The 17,902-nt window shown below is 71.1% G+C and carries 14 protein-coding genes; 9 read left to right on the top strand and 5 right to left on the bottom strand.

Going from position 1 to position 17,902, the window contains the following annotated elements; all coding sequences use genetic code 11:
* Positions 1-35: 35 nt before the first annotated feature.
* The 4 genes from VGS97_RS26700 (at position 36) to VGS97_RS26685 (ending at position 4,587) form a co-directional block, all read left to right on the top strand.
* The gene (locus VGS97_RS26700) at positions 36-1,175 is read left to right on the top strand and encodes an acyl-CoA dehydrogenase family protein (RefSeq protein ID WP_326856423.1); all 1,140 of its coding nucleotides are present in this window, start codon (positions 36-38) and stop codon (positions 1,173-1,175) included.
* Positions 1,176-1,259: 84 nt separating this feature from the next.
* Positions 1,260-2,474 (top strand): acyl-CoA dehydrogenase family protein, encoded by a 1,215-nt coding sequence (locus VGS97_RS26695; RefSeq protein WP_326856422.1) that lies wholly within the window; start codon positions 1,260-1,262, stop codon positions 2,472-2,474.
* A 4-nt stretch (positions 2,475-2,478) separates the two neighbouring features.
* The gene (locus VGS97_RS26690; RefSeq protein WP_326856421.1) at positions 2,479-3,654 is read left to right on the top strand and encodes an isocitrate/isopropylmalate dehydrogenase family protein; all 1,176 of its coding nucleotides are present in this window, start codon (positions 2,479-2,481) and stop codon (positions 3,652-3,654) included.
* 96 nt (positions 3,655-3,750) lie between these two features.
* Entirely contained in the window at positions 3,751-4,587 is an 837-nt protein-coding gene (locus tag VGS97_RS26685; protein WP_326856420.1) for an amidohydrolase family protein, read from the top strand.
* A gap of 142 nt (positions 4,588-4,729) precedes the next feature.
* Here the strand turns inward: VGS97_RS26685 and VGS97_RS26680 are convergent, their stop codons facing one another.
* Entirely contained in the window at positions 4,730-6,061 is a 1,332-nt protein-coding gene (locus VGS97_RS26680; protein WP_326856419.1) for a helix-turn-helix domain-containing protein, read from the bottom strand.
* Between the two features lie 126 nt (positions 6,062-6,187).
* Positions 6,188-7,822, bottom strand: a complete 1,635-nt coding sequence (locus VGS97_RS26675; protein WP_326856418.1) for a long-chain fatty acid--CoA ligase — start codon at positions 7,820-7,822, stop codon at positions 6,188-6,190.
* Between the two features lie 209 nt (positions 7,823-8,031).
* Between VGS97_RS26675 and VGS97_RS26670 the strand changes: the two genes are divergently transcribed.
* From VGS97_RS26670 to VGS97_RS26660, 3 genes are all read left to right on the top strand, one after another.
* The gene (locus VGS97_RS26670) at positions 8,032-9,177 is read left to right on the top strand and encodes a GAF domain-containing sensor histidine kinase (protein WP_326856417.1); all 1,146 of its coding nucleotides are present in this window, start codon (positions 8,032-8,034) and stop codon (positions 9,175-9,177) included.
* Entirely contained in the window at positions 9,174-9,797 is a 624-nt protein-coding gene (locus tag VGS97_RS26665; protein WP_326856416.1) for a response regulator transcription factor, read from the top strand. The genes VGS97_RS26670 and VGS97_RS26665 overlap by 4 nt, the downstream gene beginning before the upstream one ends.
* Positions 9,798-9,969: 172 nt before the next feature.
* On the top strand, positions 9,970-11,106 hold the full coding sequence (locus tag VGS97_RS26660; protein WP_326856415.1) for an acyl-CoA dehydrogenase family protein: 1,137 nt from the start codon (positions 9,970-9,972) through the stop codon (positions 11,104-11,106).
* Positions 11,107-11,167: 61 nt separating this feature from the next.
* Here the strand turns inward: VGS97_RS26660 and VGS97_RS26655 are convergent, their stop codons facing one another.
* Positions 11,168-12,826 carry a substrate-binding and VWA domain-containing protein gene (locus VGS97_RS26655; protein ID WP_326856414.1) on the bottom strand — a complete coding sequence of 553 codons (1,659 nt, stop codon included), beginning with the start codon at positions 12,824-12,826 and terminating at the stop codon, positions 11,168-11,170.
* 476 nt (positions 12,827-13,302) lie between these two features.
* Here VGS97_RS26655 and VGS97_RS26650 point away from each other — a divergent pair, with 476 nt between their 5' ends.
* Together VGS97_RS26650 and VGS97_RS26645 are read left to right on the top strand one after the other, a co-directional pair.
* Positions 13,303-13,695: a DUF485 domain-containing protein gene (locus VGS97_RS26650; RefSeq protein ID WP_326856413.1), complete on the top strand. Its 393-nt coding sequence runs from the start codon at positions 13,303-13,305 to the stop codon at positions 13,693-13,695.
* Positions 13,692-15,275: a cation acetate symporter gene (locus VGS97_RS26645; protein WP_326856412.1), complete on the top strand. Its 1,584-nt coding sequence runs from the start codon at positions 13,692-13,694 to the stop codon at positions 15,273-15,275. The genes VGS97_RS26650 and VGS97_RS26645 overlap by 4 nt, the downstream gene beginning before the upstream one ends.
* Positions 15,276-15,666: 391 nt before the next feature.
* On the opposite strand, the gene VGS97_RS26640 is transcribed toward VGS97_RS26645, so the two are convergent.
* Positions 15,667-16,572: an AMP-binding protein gene (locus VGS97_RS26640; RefSeq protein WP_326856411.1), complete on the bottom strand. Its 906-nt coding sequence runs from the start codon at positions 16,570-16,572 to the stop codon at positions 15,667-15,669.
* A 101-nt stretch (positions 16,573-16,673) separates the two neighbouring features.
* The gene (locus VGS97_RS26635; protein WP_326856410.1) at positions 16,674-17,873 is read right to left on the bottom strand and encodes a helix-turn-helix domain-containing protein; all 1,200 of its coding nucleotides are present in this window, start codon (positions 17,871-17,873) and stop codon (positions 16,674-16,676) included.
* Between the last annotated feature and the right edge of the window lie 29 nt (positions 17,874-17,902).

Below are 17,902 nucleotides of genomic sequence, written 5' to 3'. Positions count from 1 at the left end.
CGCGCCGCTGCCGCGATGAACGAGAGTTGACACGGATGGAATTCGCCTTCGACGAGCCGCTGCTGCGGATGCGGGAGCTCGGCAGGAGCGCCGGCTACCGGTATGCCGCGCCGAGCGCGCAGCTGCGCGACAACGGCGCGATCTGGGACGAGAGGCTTTTCACCAGCCTGGCGCGAGCAGGGGTGGCGCACGCGGCGATCCCGCTGGCGTACGGCGGGCTGGGCGCCAACGTGCTGGAGACCGTCGCCGTGCTGGAGGGTTTCGGCGAGGGTTCCGGTGACACGGGATTGTCGCTCGCGGTCGCGGTGCACGGCATGCTCTGCGCCCTGCCGATCGCCCTGCTCGGCACGCCGCAGCAACGCGATCGCTACCTGGGGGCGATGGCCTCCGGCACCTGGCTCGGCGCGCTGGCGCTGGCCGAGCTCGACGGCGGCGCCACCGCGAGCGGCCACGACGTGACGGCGACCAGGTTCCTGGACGGTTGGATCCTCGAAGGCGAGAAGGCCGACGTGATCAACGCCCCGAACGCGCACCACTTCCTCATCACCGCGCGCACCTCCTCCGACCGGCGCACCGCCTTCGTCGTCGACCGGGACACGGCCGGGCTGTCGGTGGCGCCCGACCCGGCGCAGACCGCCGTGCGCACCTGCCGGATGAGCCGGGTGAAGTTCTCCGACTGCCGGGTGGGACCCCAAGCCGTCCTGGGCACGCCGGGCAACGCGGCCGCCGGGCTGGTGCCGCTGCTGGCCGCGCTCGACCGCACGTGCCTGCTCGCGCCGTGGCTCGGCATCCTGCGCGAGGTCGTGCGGCTCGGCCGGGAGACGGCGGCGCGCCGCTTCGTGCTCAGCCGTCCGCTGGCCCACTCCCAGTCCGTCCGGGCCGCCCTGGTGGACGGCCAGACGCTGGTGGAGGCGGCGTCCGGGCTGCTCTACCGCGCCGCCTGGCAGCTCGACCGGTCGGAGCCGGCGTCGCGGCGGGACGCGGCCGCGGCCAAGCTCTTCCTCGGCCGCGCGGTGCGCGACGTGACCCGCACCGTCGCCGAACTCTGCGGCACCGCGGCGGACGGCCTGGTGCGGCGCGCCTACCGCGACTCGCTCCTGCTCACCGCGAGCGGCGGCGGCGTGGAGGTCCTGAACGTGGTGATCGCGGGACCAGCGCCGTCCCGCACCGCCTGACCAGCAGACCCCGGCTCTTCGCCACCGGTCGGGCAGGCGACCGGCGGCGAAGGGCACTGATCCCGAACCCCCCACGGAGCACCCATGGACTTCTCGATCGACGAGCCGAGCCGGAAACTGGTGAACGAGCTCGACGACCGCTTCTTGCGCGGCATCGCCAGCCGTGCCCCGGTCACCGACGAAGTCGGCGCCATCCCCCCGGAGAACTGGCGCGAGATCGCGCAGAGCGATTACGCGCGCCTCTTCCATCCCGCCTCCGTCGGCGGGCTGGGCGCCGACGGGGTCACCCAGGCGATGGCGATGGAACGGCTGGCCAGGGCCTGCCCCAGCACATTCTGGTCCGCCACCATGTCGGTGCTGGTCTGCGCGAAGCTGATCCACACCTACGGCGACGCCGAGCACCACGGGCGGCTTCTGGAACCGCTGCTGCGCTTCGAGCGGCTGGCCTGCTTCCCCGTCGTGGAGAACACCTCCGGCAGTGACGCGTCCACCTACACCACCGCCGTACGCCGCGACGCGGACGGCTACGTGATCACCGGAGAGAAGTCCCGGATCACCAACGCCACCACCGCGGACCTCGGCGTGGTCCTGGCCCGGTTCGAGGAGCACGAGTACGGCTGGTGCTACGCGTTCGTCGATCTGCGCCAGGACGGCGTGCGCACCTACCGTATGCACGACTTGGGGCTGCGGGGCATGCCCTGGGGAGGGATCGTCTTCAACCGGGCGCGAATCGGCGTGCGCGACGTGGTTCCCGTGCGCCTCGAAGAGTTCCCGCACGGTATGGCGTGGGGCTGGCTGTTCATCTCCATCGCCGCCATCGCCATCGCACAGAACGCTTTGGACGCGTCCATCGCACACGCCCGCAGCCACAAGGCGTTCGGCAGACCCCTGATCCACATGGACCGGGTGCAGGAGGCCATCGCTGAAATGCGGACGCAGATCGACGCGGCGCGCCTGCTCGCCTACCGCTGCGCCTGGCACCGCGCCGAGGGCCGATTGGCTCAGGACCTCGTCGGCATGCTCAAGCCCTACGCCACCGAAATGGCGGTGCGCGCCACCCAGCACGCCGTGCAGATCCACGGCGCCTGGGGGCTGACGCACGGCTATCCGGTCGAGCGGATGTACCGCGACGCACCGATGAACGTCATCGGCGGATTCGCCTCGAACCGGCTGCGCGAACTGGTCGCGCAGGACCTCGGCCTGCCGACCCCGTATCAGGACTTCGATTGGCTCAAGGCGACCGGCCTGGACGTCGACTGCGCGGTACATCCCGGCGCGCTGCTGTCTGCGGGGCGGTGACCCGATGGCGGACGGATACAACCTCGCGCTGCTGCCCGGCGACGGCATCGGCGTCGAAGTGATCGCGCAGGCCCGGCGCGTGCTGGAAGCCGTCGCGCGGCTGGACGGCCTCGACCTGGCCTTCGACGAGATACCGGGCGGCGCGCGGTACTTCCTGGAGCACGGCAGCGACTGGCCGCAGGACGCCGCCGGGCGGTGCGCGGCGGCTGACGCCATCCTGCTCGGCGCGATCGGCTGGCCCTCGCCGGACGGCCGGGGCACGGCCCTGCGCCCGGACGGGAAGATGGCCGGATGGTCGGCGGTGGTCGGCAACCGGATCGGGCTCGACCTCTACGCGAACATCCGGCCGGTGCGGCTGCTGCCGGGCGTGCGCCACTACGTCTCCGGCCGGCATCGGCAGATCTGGCGGCCGAGCGACGTCGACATGGTGTTCATCCGGGAGAACACCGAGGACCTGTACAGCGGCGCGGGCGGCATCCTGGCCCCGGGCGGCGACGCGCAGGTCGCGGTGGACACGCGGATCATCACGCGCCGGGCCAGCGAGCGCGTGCTGCGGCTGGCGTTCGAGACGGCGTCGCGGCCGGACCACGCCCGGAAGGGCACGCCGCGCCGGGTGACGTGCGTGGTGAAGGACAACATCCTCTACGGCTGCCGGCTCTTCGTGCGCATCTTCGAGGAGATCGGCGAGCAGTATCCGCACATCGAGCGCGAAGTCGTGCTCGTGGACGCGTTCACCCAGTGGCTGGTGCGCCGGCCCGAGCACTACGACGTCGTGGTGGCGCCGAACATGTTCGGGGACATCATCACCGAGCTGGCCTGTGCGTTGCAGGGCGGCGTGGGCATGTCGGCGGGCTGCAACGTCGGCGAGCGGCACGGCATGTTCGAGCCCGTGCACGGGTCGGCGCCCCGGCACGCCGGGACGGATCGGGCCAACCCGATGGCCGCGGTGCTGGCGGCCGGCGAGGCGCTGCGCTGGCTCGGCGCCCGGCGCGGCGACGAGCGGGCCGCGGCCGGCGGCGACCGGATCGAGGCGGCGGTGCGCGCGGTGCTGCGCCGGGGCCGTACGCTCACCTACGACCTGGTCGGCGCGCAGCGAGCGTCCAGCACCTCGGCCGTCGGCACGGCGATCATCGAGGCGCTGGGTGATGAGGCGCCGTGTGACGAGGCGCTGTGTGATTAAGACGCTGTGTGATGAGACACCGTGTGACAAGACACAGCGCGATATGAAACCGCATGATAAGACACCGCGCGATCAGCCAGCGGCGGGCGTCGGCTGATGATGCTGGTCGACTCCCAGGTCCACATCTGGGGCGCGGACTCGCCGCGGCGGCCCTGGCCGCGCGGCGGGGCCGCCGCCGCGCACCGGATCCGGCCGGTCGGAATCCGGGAGACGCTGTCCGTGCTGGACGCCGCCGGGGTGTCCCGCGCCGTGCTGGTCCCGCCCTCGTGGGAGGGGGACCGCAACGACATCGCCTTGGCCGCCGCGCGGCGACACCCGCACCGGTTCGCAGTCATGTGCCGGGTGGGCCTGCGCGATCGATGGAGCGTGCAGCGGATCGCGCGCTGGCGGCAGCGGCCGGAAAGCCTGGGCCTGCGGCTGACGCTCCACCGCGATCCGTGGCGGACCGCGCTCCTGTCTGGTGCGCTCGACCGGCTGTGGTCCGCGGCCGAGAACGCCCGGCTGCCGGTGATGGTCTATCCGCCCGGTCTGTGCCCTGAGATCGGTCGGGTGGCCGACAGGCATCCGGGGCTGCGCATCGTGATCGACCACATGGCGATGCCGCTCGGGACCGCGGGCACGAACGCGTTCACGCACCTGCCGGACCTGCTGAGCCTGGCGCGGCTGCCGAACGTCGCGGTCAAGGCCTCGGCCCTGCCCTGCCATTCCCGGCTGGACTTCCCGTTCGCTGACGTTCACGAGCCGCTGCGGCGAGTGTTCGACGCGTTCGGCCCGGACCGGCTGTTCTGGGGCAGCGACTGGACGCGGCTGCCGTGCACGTACCGGGCGAACATCGCGCTGTTCACCAGCGCGGTGGACTTCTTTTCCGGACCGGACCTGCGCCGGGTCATGGGCGAGGCACTGCTCGACTGGCTCGATTGGCCGCTGTTCTAGGGTGCTGACTCGACTGCTGGCAAGGGCTCGGCGCCCGGCCTGCGCGTACGGGCGAAGGCCGGGCGCCGAGGGCTGGGACCGGGTGTCCGGAAGGACGTCAGCACACATTCCGGACACCCGGAGTCCTGAGACCCGGTGCGGGTCAGGCGCGGACCGTGGCGGGCTGCCGAACCGCCTTCTGCGGCAGCAGGCGCAGCACCACGAGCGCGATGTAACAGGTGATCAGGCCGTTGTGGTCGTCCAGCGACACGCCGATGAGCTCCTCGATCCGCTTCAGCCTGTTCAACACGGTGTTGCGGTGGCAGTAGAGCCGCGCGGCGGCCACGTTCGCCGAGCGTCCGCACTCGTACCAGGCGGAGAGTGTGTCGAGCAGCAGTTCCCGGTCGGGCTTGCGCAGGGCGAGGACCCTGCCGAGGGTCCGCAGCGCGAGGCGCCCGGACAGGTCAGGGCTGGAGACGACCATGGCCTCCAGCAGCCGCTCCTCGATCCACGCGATCCCCTTCGGCTCCGTCTCGACGGTGCGCAGCGCGATGACGGCGAGCCGGTACGCCTCCGGCACGTCACGCAGGGAGTCGAACACGCTGGACAGCCCGAGCCGGCCGGCCACCGCCGAGCGCAGGTGCTCCATCAGGCGCGCGGGCGGAGTCCGGCCCAGCGAGACGATCCCGACCTCGGTGTCCCCGCGGGTGCGCCAGGCCGAGACCAGTCCGCGCGCGGCGCACACGTCGCGCGCCGCGGTCGGGGCGAACTGGTCGGCGAGTTCGAAGTGGTACACGACGAGCACGTACGGCCCGCTCTCCGGCAGGCCGAGTACGGAGGCGTGCTCCCCGAGCGCCGCCGGTTCGGCCTCGACGCCGTCGAGCAACGAGTCGAACACGGCTTGACGGCGCCGGGATCCGCGGCACTGCAACTGGGTCTCCGCCTGCCGATAGCCCTCGACCACCGCCTGCGAGTAGGTGTCCACGACGTCGAAGGCGACCGTCGCGTGCTCCAGGAACACGGCGAGTTCCTCGGGCGTCCGGCCGCGTGCGCGGGTGAGCAGCGCGGAGAGCAGCTCCTGCCCGCCGAGCCGGAAGGCGTGTAAGACCGCCTCAAGCGGGACGCCCTGTTCCGCGCGCCGTCGGCCGGTCGAGAGCGGGACGTACAGATCGTCGGGGCCGGCGGAACGCGATCCCGCGATGACGTCGAGCATGCCCGCCATGTTCGCCTCAGTGACCGAGCGCAGATCGTCGGCGATCACGATGCCTCGGGCGCCGTAGATGTCGCCGACCCGGTCGGTGATCACCTTGACCGCCCGCGCGGTCAGCTCGGGCAGCTGCCGCCGGGTCTCCTTGGCCAGCGAGCCGAGCACCGCCGGGTGGCCGGGGTCGATGTCAGCCGGCCGCGCGGCGGCCGCGGGGGGCCGGGCCGGGACCGCGGGCTGGTCGGGCCGCTGCCGCGCGGGTCCCCCTCCCGGCGCGGCGTATGGGCTCAAGGGTGAATCAGCCGACATATACACAGTTCCTCCGGTGGTGCATGTTGGGATGCGGCCCCTTTGCCGTATCCATGTGGGTGCGCCCGGCGAGGCTCCAGGCGGCGGCGGGTTCGCCGTTCGCCGGGCCTACGCGGCCGCGGACGTCTCAAGCGCGCCCTTGGCGTGCAGCTCGCGCAGCGCGACCTTGTCGAACTTGCCGACCGAGGTCTTGGGGAGCGACCCGACCACCGCCCAGAGCCTGGGCACCTGCCAGCTCGGCAGCAGCTCGGCGAGGTGGTCGCGCAGTGCGGCGGTGTCGACCGGCGCGTGCTGGTCGCGCGGGACGACCACGGCCAGCGGCCGCTCGCCCCACTTCTCGTCCGGCACGCCGATCACCGCCGCTTCGAGCACGTCCTGGTGGGTCATCAGCAGGTTCTCCAGCTCGATGGAGGAGATCCACTCGCCTCCGGACTTGATGACGTCTTTGAGCCGGTCGGTGATCGTCAGGTATCCGTCGGCCGTGATCGAGCCGACGTCGCCGGTGCGCAGCCACCCGTCGTGGAACTTGTCCTCACCCTGGTCCTTGAAGTAGGAGGCGGTGACCCACGGGCCACGCACCTCCAGCTCGCCGACGGTCTGCCCGTCGTGCGCCAACGGCTCGCCGTGCGCGCCGATCAGCCGCGCCTCGACCTCGGCGGCGAACCGGCCCTGGCTCAGCCGATACCGCCAGGCCGCCGCGGAGTCCACGTCGGCCGGCGGCCGGGAGATCGAGCCGAGCGGCGAGGTCTCCGTCATCCCCCAGGCGTGCAGCATGAGAATGCCGTGCCGTTCCTCGTAGGCGCGCATGAGCGAGGGCGGGCACGCGGAACCGCCGACCACGATCTCCTGGAGCGAGCAGATCTCGGCGTGCCTGGCTGGATCGGCGGCGATGTGGTCCAGCACCGACTGCCAGACGGTCGGGACCCCGGCGGCCTTGGTCGGCCGCACCGCGCCGATGAAGTCCACCAACGGCTGCGCGGCCAGGAACCGGCCGGGCATCGCGAGCTGCATGCCGGTCAGGAAGGCGGCGTAGGGCAGGCCCCAGGCAAGCACGTGGAACTGCGGCACGACGGCCAGCATCCGCTCTGCGTGCGAGAGCGCGAAGTGGCCCGGCAGCGAGACGGACGTCGCGTGCAGGTAAACCGATCGGTGGCTGTACACGACGCCCTTGGGCGCGCCGGTCGTCCCGGTCGTGTAGCACACCGCGGCGGCCTGATCCTCGTGCAGATCGGGCCACGGATAGACCGCCGGCTGGCTCGCGATCAGTTCCGCGTAGCCGTGCCACGAAACCCTGCGCGCCGAGGGCCGGTCTGCGTCCTCGCCGTTGACGATGACGTGGCGGACCGTGCGCAGCATCGGCAGCAGCCCTTCGAACATCGGCAGCACCGAGGCGTCGACGATCACCACGCGGTCCTCCGCCTGGTTGGCGATGTGCGCGATCACGTCCGGGGGCAGCCGGAAGTTCAGCGGATGCAACACGGCGCCCATCGTCGGCACCGCGTAGTAGGCCTCAAGGTGCTGCTGGTTGTTCCACATCAGGGTGGCGACACGGTCGCCTCGGTGCACGCCGAGATCGCGCAGCGCTCGGGCGAGCCGGGCGGCGTTCTGCGCGACGTCCGCGTAGCTCGCCGACACCACGCCGGTCTCGGTCGCGGTGGTGACCTGGGCCGTGCCGTGCCTCGTCGCGCCGTGTTCGAGGAGCCGCCTGATGCGCAGCGGCGTGTGCGGCATGGTGCTCAGCATGGGTCCGCTCCTGGATCTCGGTCCGGCAGATCGTCCCGCGGGCCGCGGGTGTCTGAGTTCTGAAACGGGGGCTCGGCGTCGAATATGCGTCGCGCAGCCGGCCGCCGGGTAGCCCTTCATGGGGGTCGCCGAATGGAGATGTCCACCCCGCGCGGTTTGCCGCAGAATCCTGGATCAGCAGGCCGCAGACCCAGCCGGGAGGGATCACAGTGGCGCACAACGACGCTCTGGCGGACGCCGCGGTCCTCTCGCGGGCGCTGGCCGGGCTGGACGACGAGCGCGCCGCGGTCTTCGCGCTGCTCGACCCGGGCGCCGCGACCGCGCACTTCGCCGCGAAGATCCCCGAGCTCGGCGGCGTCGACATGGGCTGGGTCGGGCGGGCCGAATCGCTGGACCACCTGGTGCTCAGCCATGTAGTCAACGCCGCGACCGACAACGTCAGCGGCCTCGTCGTACCGCGCGGGGCAGGACTCGGCGGGATGGTCATGAAGACCGGGCGCCCGGCGTGGGTGAGCGACTACTGCACCGACCCCGGCATCACCCACGAGTTCAGCAGCCAGGCCAGGGCCGAAGGCGTCAAGGGGATGATCGCGGTGCCGATCATCGGACCAGACGGGGTGCTCGGCGTGCTGTACGGCGCCAACCGCTACGAATCCGAGTTCGGCGATCGGACCGTGGACGCCCTCAACGACCTGGCGGCCCACACCGCGGCGGCGAGCCTGCTCGCCGAGCGCGCCCGGCACGCGGCCGAGGTCGCGGTCTACGAGGAACGCCGGCGGCTCGCCCTCGAACTGCACGACACGGTCGGGGCCACCCTGTTCACCCTGCGCGCCGGGATCGACCGGATCGCCGGGCAGCAGCATCTGGACGAGTCGACGCGCGACCGGCTGGCCGCCCTGAACCGGCTCACCCACGACGCGTCCGCCGCGGTGCACGGCTTCACCCGCGTGCTCACCGTTCCCCCACAACAGGCCGCGATCGGCGTCGCGCTGCGAGAGCATTGCAGGGCGCTGACCGAGCGCAGCGGCGTCGACGCCAGGGTGGTCGTCCTGACCGAGCTGCCGGCCATGCCGTACTCTCGGGCCGGGATCCTCGCCGACGCGGCCCGCGAGTGCCTGCTGAACGTGGAGAAGCACGCGCACGCGAAGTCCGTCGTGGTCAGCGTGTTCGCCGTGCGCGACGGGGTGGGCGTGACGCTGTCCGACGACGGGGTCGGGCTGGCGGAGAATTTCGCCGAACACGGCGGCCTCGGCCTGGCGGCGATGACCGCACGGTTGACCAGGGCCGGCGGCACGGTCGTAATCGGCCCGAACGAGGAAGGCGGCGTGGTGGTGCAGCTGTGGGTTCCGGCATGAGCGACGCGCCGGTGAGCGTTCTCGTGGTCGACGACCATCCGACCGTCGTCGAGGGCGTGAAGACGATGCTCGAAGGTGTCGCGTGGCTGCACGTCGTGGGCTACGCGCGCAACGGCCGGACGGCGATCACGGCGGCGGAGATGCTGCGGCCCGACGTGGTGCTGCTCGACCTGCGCCTGCCGGACATGCTCGGCCCCGAGGTGATCAGGGCTCTGCGAGCACGCGCACCGCAGGCCAAAGTCGTCCTGTTCACCGCGTTTCCCGAGCACGCGTCACTCGAACCGGCCCTCGCCGCGGGAGCGGACGGCGCGGTGGTCAAGGTCGTCGAACAGTACGACCTGGTCGACGTCATCCGCCGAGTGGTGCGGGGCGAGCGGGTCGTACAGATCACCGGCGAGGGCGCACTGCTCGACCGGCGGCTACAGGAGCACGGCCTGACTTCGCGGGAGTACGAGATCCTGCGCCGGGTCGCGATGGGCGAGACCAATCCGGAGATCGCGGTCAACCTCGCGCTCACCCGCAACACCGTCAAAACGTACTTGCAGCGCGCCATGGAGAAACTGGGGGCGCACAACCGCGTGGAGGCGATCTCCCGCGCCAGCCAGCTCGGGATTCTCTAGGGCGTCGGCGGAACCCCGGCCGGACGGTCCGCGGCCGACGCATGTGAGCATGCACACGGCCGCGGCCGGATCACTGTCGCGGCGGCCAGTCGACCCAGAAATCAGTGCTCTTATTCTCAGTTCCCGTGGCCGGTCCGCGCCGCAGCATCTGGTCGAACGGGAGTTGGCACCGATGGAGTTCGCTTTCGACGAGTCGCTTTCCCGAATGCGGGAGCTGGGCCGCGACGCCGGCCGCCGCCACGCCGCCCCCACCGCCGAGGCCCGTGACACCGCCGGGGCGTGGAACCCGCAGTTGCTTGCCGAACTCGCGGCGTCCGGAGTCGCGCGTGCGGCGATACCCGCCGTGTACGGCGGCCTCGGCAGCGGCGTGCTGGAGACCGCCGCGCTGCTCGAAGGCTTCGGCGAGGGTTCCGGTGACGCGGGACTCGCCCTCGCCGTCGGGGTGCACAGCCTGATGTGCGCCGTGCCGCTCGCCGTGCTGGGCACGCAATCGCAGGCCGACCGCTACCTGCCGCGGATCGCGTCAGGGGACTGGCTCGGCGGGATGGCTCTCGCGGAGTCCCACGGCGGCGCCGCCGCGGACGGCTTCGAGATGATCGCGGTGAGGACCGCGGACGGCTGGCTTCTGGACGGCGGGAAGGACGACGTGATCAACGCGCCGGACGCGCACCATTTCGTGGTCACCGCCGTCACCTCCGCCGACCGCAGCACCGCGTTCGTCATCGACCGGGACACTCCAGGCGTCACGGTCGTGCCCGACGCCGCACAGTCGATGGTCCGCACCTGCCGGACCGGAGTAGTGGAATTCGAGAACTGCCGCGTCGGGCCGCAGGCCGTGCTGGGCACGCCGGGCGGCGCGGCGGCCGAGCTGGTTCCGTTGCTGGCCGCGCTGGACCGCACATGCATGCTCGCACCCTGGCTCGGCATCCTGCGCGAGGTGCTGCGGCTCGGCCAGGAGACCGCCGCGCGCCGTTACGCGCTCGGCCGGCCGCTGACCCACTCACAGACGGTCCGCGCGACGCTGGTGGACGGCCAGACGCTGGTCGAGATGGCGTCCGGACTGCTCTACCGGGCGGCCTGGCGGCTCGACCAGCCTGGGCCGGCCCCGCGGCGGGAGTCGGCCGCGGCCAAGATGTTCCTGAGCCGCGCGATGCGCGACCTGACCCGCGCCATCGCGCAGTTCAGCGGCACGTCGGCGCACGACCTGGTGCGGCGCGCGTACCGCGACTCGCTCATGCTCGCCGTGAGCGGCGGAGGAGAAGAAGTCCTGCGTCCGATCATCGCCATCCCCTGGCAACGAGCCGCCTGATCTTCGAGCGCCGAGTATCGGCCTTCTGGCGTACCACTCAGGGCGCATACTCGCACCGACCTCAGCAGGCAGGGGCGCAGACCCGGCGTGACAGGGCACTGAGCACGATCTGCTGGATCTGCTGCGGGTCGGTCATCAGATAGGCGGCGCCGTGCGTGACCGCCGCGATCTGCCCGAGCGCGCTCTGGCCGGTCGCCTGCCCGATCTCGACCACGACGATCTGGACCGGATGCGCCGGGTCGTACTCCTGGCGCAGCGACGCGAGCAGCGCCTCCAGGGTGATGGTCGATCCGTCCGGGTTCCCCGCGGTGAACACGAGGACCGAGTTGACCCGTGTCGGCTGGTAGGTGTGGTTCATCAGCCGGAAAGCCGAGAGCACCGAGTCGTAGAGCGCACCGTGCGGGTCGGAGCGAACGCCGTTCAGGCCGGCCAGCAGCTGTCCGCGCAGGGTGCTCTGCCCGATCTTGTCGCCGAGTTGTCCGCTCGGCGTACTGTCCTGTGCACCCGTATGCGTGCTCGGAACGCTGCCGCCGTCTGTCTGAACGACGCTCAACTGGGTGTCGTCCGGCAGGATGCCCAGCATCGTCTGCGTCGCCTGCACGGCGACCTGGAGCCTGGTCAGGTCGGGTCCGGCCGACTGGTCCATCGACCCGGACACGTCGATCACGCTCAGATCCCTGATGCCGAGCGAGAGCTTGTACCAGGCCTGCACGACCTGCCGAACGGTTTCGGGCGCGGGAACGGCGAACTGCTGCGCGGAGGACGGGGACGCGGTGGCCGAAGCCGCAGGCGCCGCGGCCGTGCGGAATCCGAGCGCGCGCAGGCGCTGCTGGGTCGTCGCCTCGCGCACCGTCGCCTCGAACTGCTCGGCGGCCTTGATCCGCTGCGCGTCGCTTGTCAGCACCGTGTACGGATAGTCCAGGGACAGCGTCCCGCCACGCGGATAGGCCGCCAGAACCAGGTCACCCGTCGAGCTCTGATTGTGTGCGTAGACCGCCTGTTCGGAGGCGACGACGACCGGATAGCGGCCCTGCGGATCAGGGCGCAGCGAAGAGAATTCGGACGCGACGTCGGACACCGTGTGATCGCGCAGCGCCTCACCGATGCTGGTGAGCACGAGCCGCCGGTCCGCGCCCTGCGGCTGCAACGCGTCGGCGATGGCGAGCAGACCCAGCCCGGTGGCGCTGAGCGTCGGATTCGGCACCCGCAACCACACGAGGTTCTGCTGGAGCACCGGCGAGGCGCCGGAGCCCGCGCCCCCGGTGACCGCGCCTGCGGCATCGAGCAGGTCGGCCCAGGACAACTGGCCTGCGCTCAGGCCTTCCTGGCGCAGCGTGTCGGCGAGCGCCTGCGGCAGACCGGCCACGAGCGGGCTCTGCGCGATCGAGCCCTGATTCGTCATCGGAGCCGGAACGAGCGCGGTCCACATCGACGAATCCGGAATCCAGACGTCGGGCTGCTGTGCGGCGCCCACGGCCGCCCCCTGCCCCAGCAGCGTGGCGACGCTCGCCGGATCGACGGCCTGCACCACGGCCGTCGTGCAGGGCCCGGCCGCGCTCGCGGCCTGTCGTTCGTTGAAACGCGCGGCCGCGTCGGCCAACGCGGGCTGGATCTCCGGCGCGACCGCGACCTGCAACATGATCCGACCGCCGGCACAGCCGGATCCGCTGACGGCCACGGCGTAAATCCCGAAACCGAGCAGCACACTGATGACGGTCACCACCGCGATAATGCCGACCAGGCCTACATGGCTCTTTCGGCGGTGCGACGGTCTGCCGACGGCTGCGCCGACGTCCGCACCCGCACCCGCCCCCGCCCCCACACTCGTGCCTGCACCCGCCCCCGCACTCATGCCCACACTCGTGCCCGCGCCCACACTTGCGCCCGCACCAATGCCCGTGTCCGCACCCGTACTCGCGCCACCACCCGCATCGTCTCCACCGCCGCCTGTCTCAGAACTCTCAGTCATCCGGAATTCGCCGCCTTCCAGCGCTCTCGACCCGGCGCTCTCGCCTCACGCTCTCGACGCGGTGACCGCGTCATTGTCTTGTCACCGCATCCCCGGATAGCCGCCACGCACCGCTGTACCGGCGCCCAGTACGCGCATTCGACCGCTGTTCACGCGGCCATCGTCCGGCGCGGGCCCGATGTCCAGGATGGAATTCTCTATCGCTCCGTCCAGCCGGGAGGCCGACGATGTCCTCAGTGCGCGAACTCGTTCGAGATCCGGAAGGCACACCAGGCCCGCCGGACGACCCGGCGGCCGAAGACCTGTGGCACCCGCCCTCACGCTCGCGCCGGTCCCGGGCCGATGCCAGGACGATGAGCGTCGCCGCCCGGCGGTCGCGGTGGCGGGCCGCCCGCGTGGTGATCGGCGCCTTCCTGGGCTACGCAGCGATGTCGCTGGTCGTGCCCGGAGTGGTGGCGCAGCGGGTGTTCGGCTCGACGATCACCGTAGGACTGCTGTGCGGTCTCACGCAGATCGTCGTGGTCGTCGCGGTCATCGCCCGATATGTGAAGGACATGCGGGAAGGCGTCGATCCGCTCGCCGCCGCGCTCCGGCGCGAATCCCGGGGGCGGCAGCAGTGAACATCGCCTCGCCGGGCACGGAAACCGCGATCTTCGTCGTGTTCATGCTCTTCGTCGGATTCTGCATGCTGCTGTGCGTCTGGGTCGTGCCCGAATCCGACGACGCGGCCGAGTTCTACACCGCCAACCGGAGCCTGAGCCCGCGGCGCAACGCGCTGGCCATCGCAGGGGACTACGTCACCGCGATCACGTTCCTGGCCACCACCGCCGTCGTCGCGGCGGCGGGATACGACGGGATACTGATCGCCTGCGGCACCGTGATGTCGCTGCTGCTGGTCATGGTCCTGTTCGCCGAGCCGCTGCGAAACCTCGGCGGCTACACCCTCGGCGAGACGTTCAGCCGGCGGATCCCCGGCCGGCAGGTGCGCGCCGCCGCGGCTTTGGTGACCGTGCTGGTCTGCCTGCCGTTCCTGGTGGTGCAGCTGAGCGCGATCAGCTCGGTGCTGGTCTACCTGCTCGGATTCGGCGGACGGTCGGCGACCATGCTCTGCGTGACCATCGTCGGGGTCCTGATGATCTCGTACGCGGCGATGGGCGGCATGCGCGGCACCGGCGTGATCCAGATCATCAAGGTCGCGTTGCTTTCGGTGACCGTGTCCGCGCTCGCGCTGCTTACCCTCGCTCGCGTGGACTGGAATATCGGCACACTGCTTTCGGTGGCCGCGCGCGGCAGCGGCCGGTCCACCGCGTTCCTGGGACCGGGGCTCGAATTCGGTTCGGGGTTCGAGGGGCGCCTCGACGACTTCAGCTTCCTGACGGCGATCGTCTTCGGCGCGGCGTGCACCCCGCACGTGATCATGCGGCTGTTCGCCAGCCGGAACGCCCGCGAGGCGCGCGCGTCGATGCGGTTGGCCGTGGGCATCACCGGGTTGCTGTGCGCGTTGATCGCCGTGCTCGGCCTCGGCGTCGCCGCGCTCGTCGGCGCCGCGGGCGTCAAGGCGGCGGATCCCTCCGGCCTGAGCGACGTGCTGCTGCTCAGTCACCAGCTGAACGGCGGCGGAGTGCTCGTCGTGCTCACCGCGTGCGCGATCTTCGCCACCCAGTTGGCGGCGGTCGCCGGGGTGACTCTGGCGGCCGGATCCTCGTTGGCGCACGACGTGATGACGCGGATCCGGCGGCGGCGCCCCGCCGCGGAAGGCGGCGAGGTGACCGCCGCGCGCCTCGGCATCGTCGGCGTCGGCGTCCTCGGGATCGCGCTGGCCCTGCTGGTCCAGCAGTGGAACGCCATCGCCATCGCCGGGCTCGGCGTGGACCTCGCGGCCTCGGCGATCTTCCCGGCCCTGGTCTACTGCGTCGCCTGGCCCGGCTTCACCCGTGCCGGCCTGCTGAGCTGCCTTTACGGCGCCTGCGCCGCCGTCCTGGTGCTGACCGCCTTTTCGCCGGCCGTCTCCGGGCTGCCGACCTCGCTCTTCCCGCACCGGTCCTTCGACTGGTTCCCGCTGTGGAATCCGGGCCTGATCACCGTGCCGCTCGGGTTCGCGCTCGGCTGGATCGGCAGCAGGCTCGGCCCGCGCCTGTCACCCGCCGATTTCCGGGCGTTCGAGTCGCAGTCGGTCACCGGCGTCCCCGTGTCGCACTGACCGCTCGCAGAACGAACCGCGCTCCGCCTGCCACATTGCAGACGGAGCGCGGTTGCTCATTCCGGGCGGGACCTTACGGGAATGGATCCGCCCGGACCGGGACGGGAAGCGAGACGGAGGGTCGCGAGTCCAGTACCAAAGGGCGGTAGGTACCGGGCACCGCTCGACTTCCTGGCTGCGGCCCACCTTGAACAGGTGGCCCCTGAGCATCGTGCATGGCCCGAGTCCGACGGTTGCCGCAGACACCGCCTGTCCTAGCGCTTCGAGCCACGAGACACATTCAAGCCGCTCGGGGTCGCGTCGCTCGTGTGTTCGTGCACATATTCACCGTGATCATCCGCGACGAGACCACATTGCCGCACACCGTCGGTTCCGCACCCAGGCCACGACATCAAGCTGAGAACACTTGGCAATTGAAAGTCCGTTCGAAGGCCCGCTGGGCGCGCTCCGGGAGCTCAGCCCCGTCGAAGACGCCGGCACGCAGCGCCGTGCGTTCTCCCACTCCGGTGGGCGCGTTACGCATGAGCGTCGCGTATACCCGCGGGGTACCGGCGACCACGGTGGCCCGGTGCCGGATGAGGGCGTCGAGTGCGGCGCGCGTGTCGAAGCGTGGCAGCAGCAGCACGCAGGCACCTGCCGCGATGGCGCAATTCATGGCGTACGCCTGTCCGAACTGCTGGAACAGCGGGTAGCCGGCGTAGACGACGTCCTCGGGATGCAGACCGGACAGCGTCTGGTCAGCGACCCGGGCCTGCGCGAAAAGATCCGCGTGGCTGACCGAGTCGACCGAAGCCGCATCGGCTCGTCCGCCGAGCCCGTATTCGCAGGTTATGACAGCCGGCTGCGACGCGTCCGGAGGAACGATGCCGTCGATCGCGTCGTAGGTGCGCACCGCGGCCGCGAAGCCGCGTGGCTCGATCAGCACGCAGGAGGATTCGGCCTGGTGCGCGCCGAGCACGGCGCGCCCGGCCGCCGTGTGCCAGGCGAACATTCCCGTACAACCCAGGTCGCTGAGGCAGCGTGCGACGTACGAGGTCCCCGACAGCGGATCGATCGGGGCCACCGCCGCCCCGATCCGCAGGATCCCGTAGTACAGGACGGCGAATTCGGGGACGTTCGGCATCATCAGCGCCACGCGATCGTCCGGACCGACGCCGCATGCGTCCAGGTAGGCGGCGATCCGTGCCGACGCCCCGTCCAGGTCATGGTATGTCAAAGTCCTGCGGCCGAATCGCAGCGCGGGTCGATCAGGGTATTGCTGCGCGCTCTCGACCAGACTGAGCACCGGGCTGTCCACGACGTGTCCCCTCTCAAGACCGCGTCATCGCGAATGACAGCACGAGCATCGGGCGCCGGAGGCGGCGCGTGCCATACCCGGCGGGACACCGATCCGACTGATCAGTTGTTCAGTGGCACAAGCCGCCGGCTCAGCAGCGCCAGATAGCACATGAGCAGGTCTCGGTGGTCGGAGAACGACCCTCCGGTGAGCGTCTCGACGCGTTGCAACCGGTTGAGCACAGTGTTGCGGTGACAGCTCAGCGCGAAGGCGGTCACAGCGGTCGAACACCGGCATGCGTACCAGGTATCCAGCGTTTCCAGGAGCAGTTCCCGGTCCGGCGACGGCAGGTTCAGCACCGGGCCGAGTATGCGTGAGGTCACCAGCCGGGCCAACTCGGGACTGGCGGCCACGATCGACTCGATCAGCAGTCCGTCGATCCACGCCACGTCCTGCGCCTCGGCCGGCAGAGTACGCAGCGCGGCCAGGGCGAGACGGTACGCCTCAGGCACCTCGCGCAGCGAGTCGAACAGCCCTGATACACCCGTCCGGCCGGCCGCCGCTGCGCGGACGGTCTCCAGGAAGACCGGCAGCGTGGTCGCACCGAGCAGCACGATGCCGATCTCGTGGCTGCCGCGCGTGCGCCAGACGGCCGGCATGGAGAATGCGGCACACACGTCACGCGCGGTGGTGAGCGCGCAGTACTCGGCGGAGGGATTGAACGCGCTGACGACGAGCAGATAAGGGCCTTGCGCGGGCAGGCCCAGGGCGAGCGCCGATTCGGCCTCGGTGCCGCCGCCTTCCAGCAAGGCGTCGAACGCGGCCTGCTCGCGCTGCGAGTCGCGCTGCTGCAACCGCGCCTCCGCCTGCCGGTATCCGCCGACCATCGCCTCGGAGTAGCGGTCGACCAGGTCCAGCGCGTCCAGCACCACGCCGAGGAACGCGGCCAGTTCCGCCGGCGTGCGCCGCCGGGCCACCGCCACCAGTCCGGCGAGCAGTTCCTGACCGCCGAGCCGGTAGGCGCGCAGCACGGCTTCGAGCGGCAGGCCCTGCTCGGCACGGCGGCGTCCGGTCGAACGCGGGACGGACAGATCGCTCTCGACCGGCGTCTGCGTACTCGCGAGCACCCTCAGCATGCTGTCGAAGTTGGCAGTCACCGAGACGAGCAGGACATCCGCGGTGACGCCGCTCGACCCGCCGTAAAGTTCCTCGCGCCGAGTTATCACCGCCACCGCGCGCCGCGCCAGGTCCGGCAGGTCGTCCGCCAGCTCCCGGGCCACGGCGGCGAGCACCGCGCGCGGCGTGGAGAGGGCGTTGGTCATCGCTGGTCCTCAATGGCTGGTCCCGCGCC

The sequence above is a fragment of the Actinocrinis sp. genome (assembly GCF_035946395.1).
In the GTDB taxonomy this organism is placed as follows: Bacteria; Actinomycetota; Actinomycetes; order Streptomycetales; family Catenulisporaceae; genus Actinocrinis.
Note: the sequence above shows the minus strand (reverse complement) of the source record. Positions and strands in the feature narration are given on the sequence as shown.

Coding starts and splice junctions, on each gene's coding strand:
- VGS97_RS26700 (WP_326856423.1), top strand. CDS start 36: ATGGAATTCGCCTTCGACGAGCCGCTGCTGCGGATGCGGGAGCTCGGC.
- VGS97_RS26695 (WP_326856422.1), top strand. CDS start 1,260: ATGGACTTCTCGATCGACGAGCCGAGCCGGAAACTGGTGAACGAGCTC.
- VGS97_RS26690 (WP_326856421.1), top strand. CDS start 2,479: ATGGCGGACGGATACAACCTCGCGCTGCTGCCCGGCGACGGCATCGGC.
- VGS97_RS26685 (WP_326856420.1), top strand. CDS start 3,751: ATGATGCTGGTCGACTCCCAGGTCCACATCTGGGGCGCGGACTCGCCG.
- VGS97_RS26675 (WP_326856418.1), bottom strand. CDS start 7,822: ATGCTGAGCACCATGCCGCACACGCCGCTGCGCATCAGGCGGCTCCTC.
- VGS97_RS26665 (WP_326856416.1), top strand. CDS start 9,174: ATGAGCGACGCGCCGGTGAGCGTTCTCGTGGTCGACGACCATCCGACC.
- VGS97_RS26660 (WP_326856415.1), top strand. CDS start 9,970: ATGGAGTTCGCTTTCGACGAGTCGCTTTCCCGAATGCGGGAGCTGGGC.
- VGS97_RS26650 (WP_326856413.1), top strand. CDS start 13,303: ATGTCCTCAGTGCGCGAACTCGTTCGAGATCCGGAAGGCACACCAGGC.
- VGS97_RS26635 (WP_326856410.1), bottom strand. CDS start 17,873: ATGACCAACGCCCTCTCCACGCCGCGCGCGGTGCTCGCCGCCGTGGCC.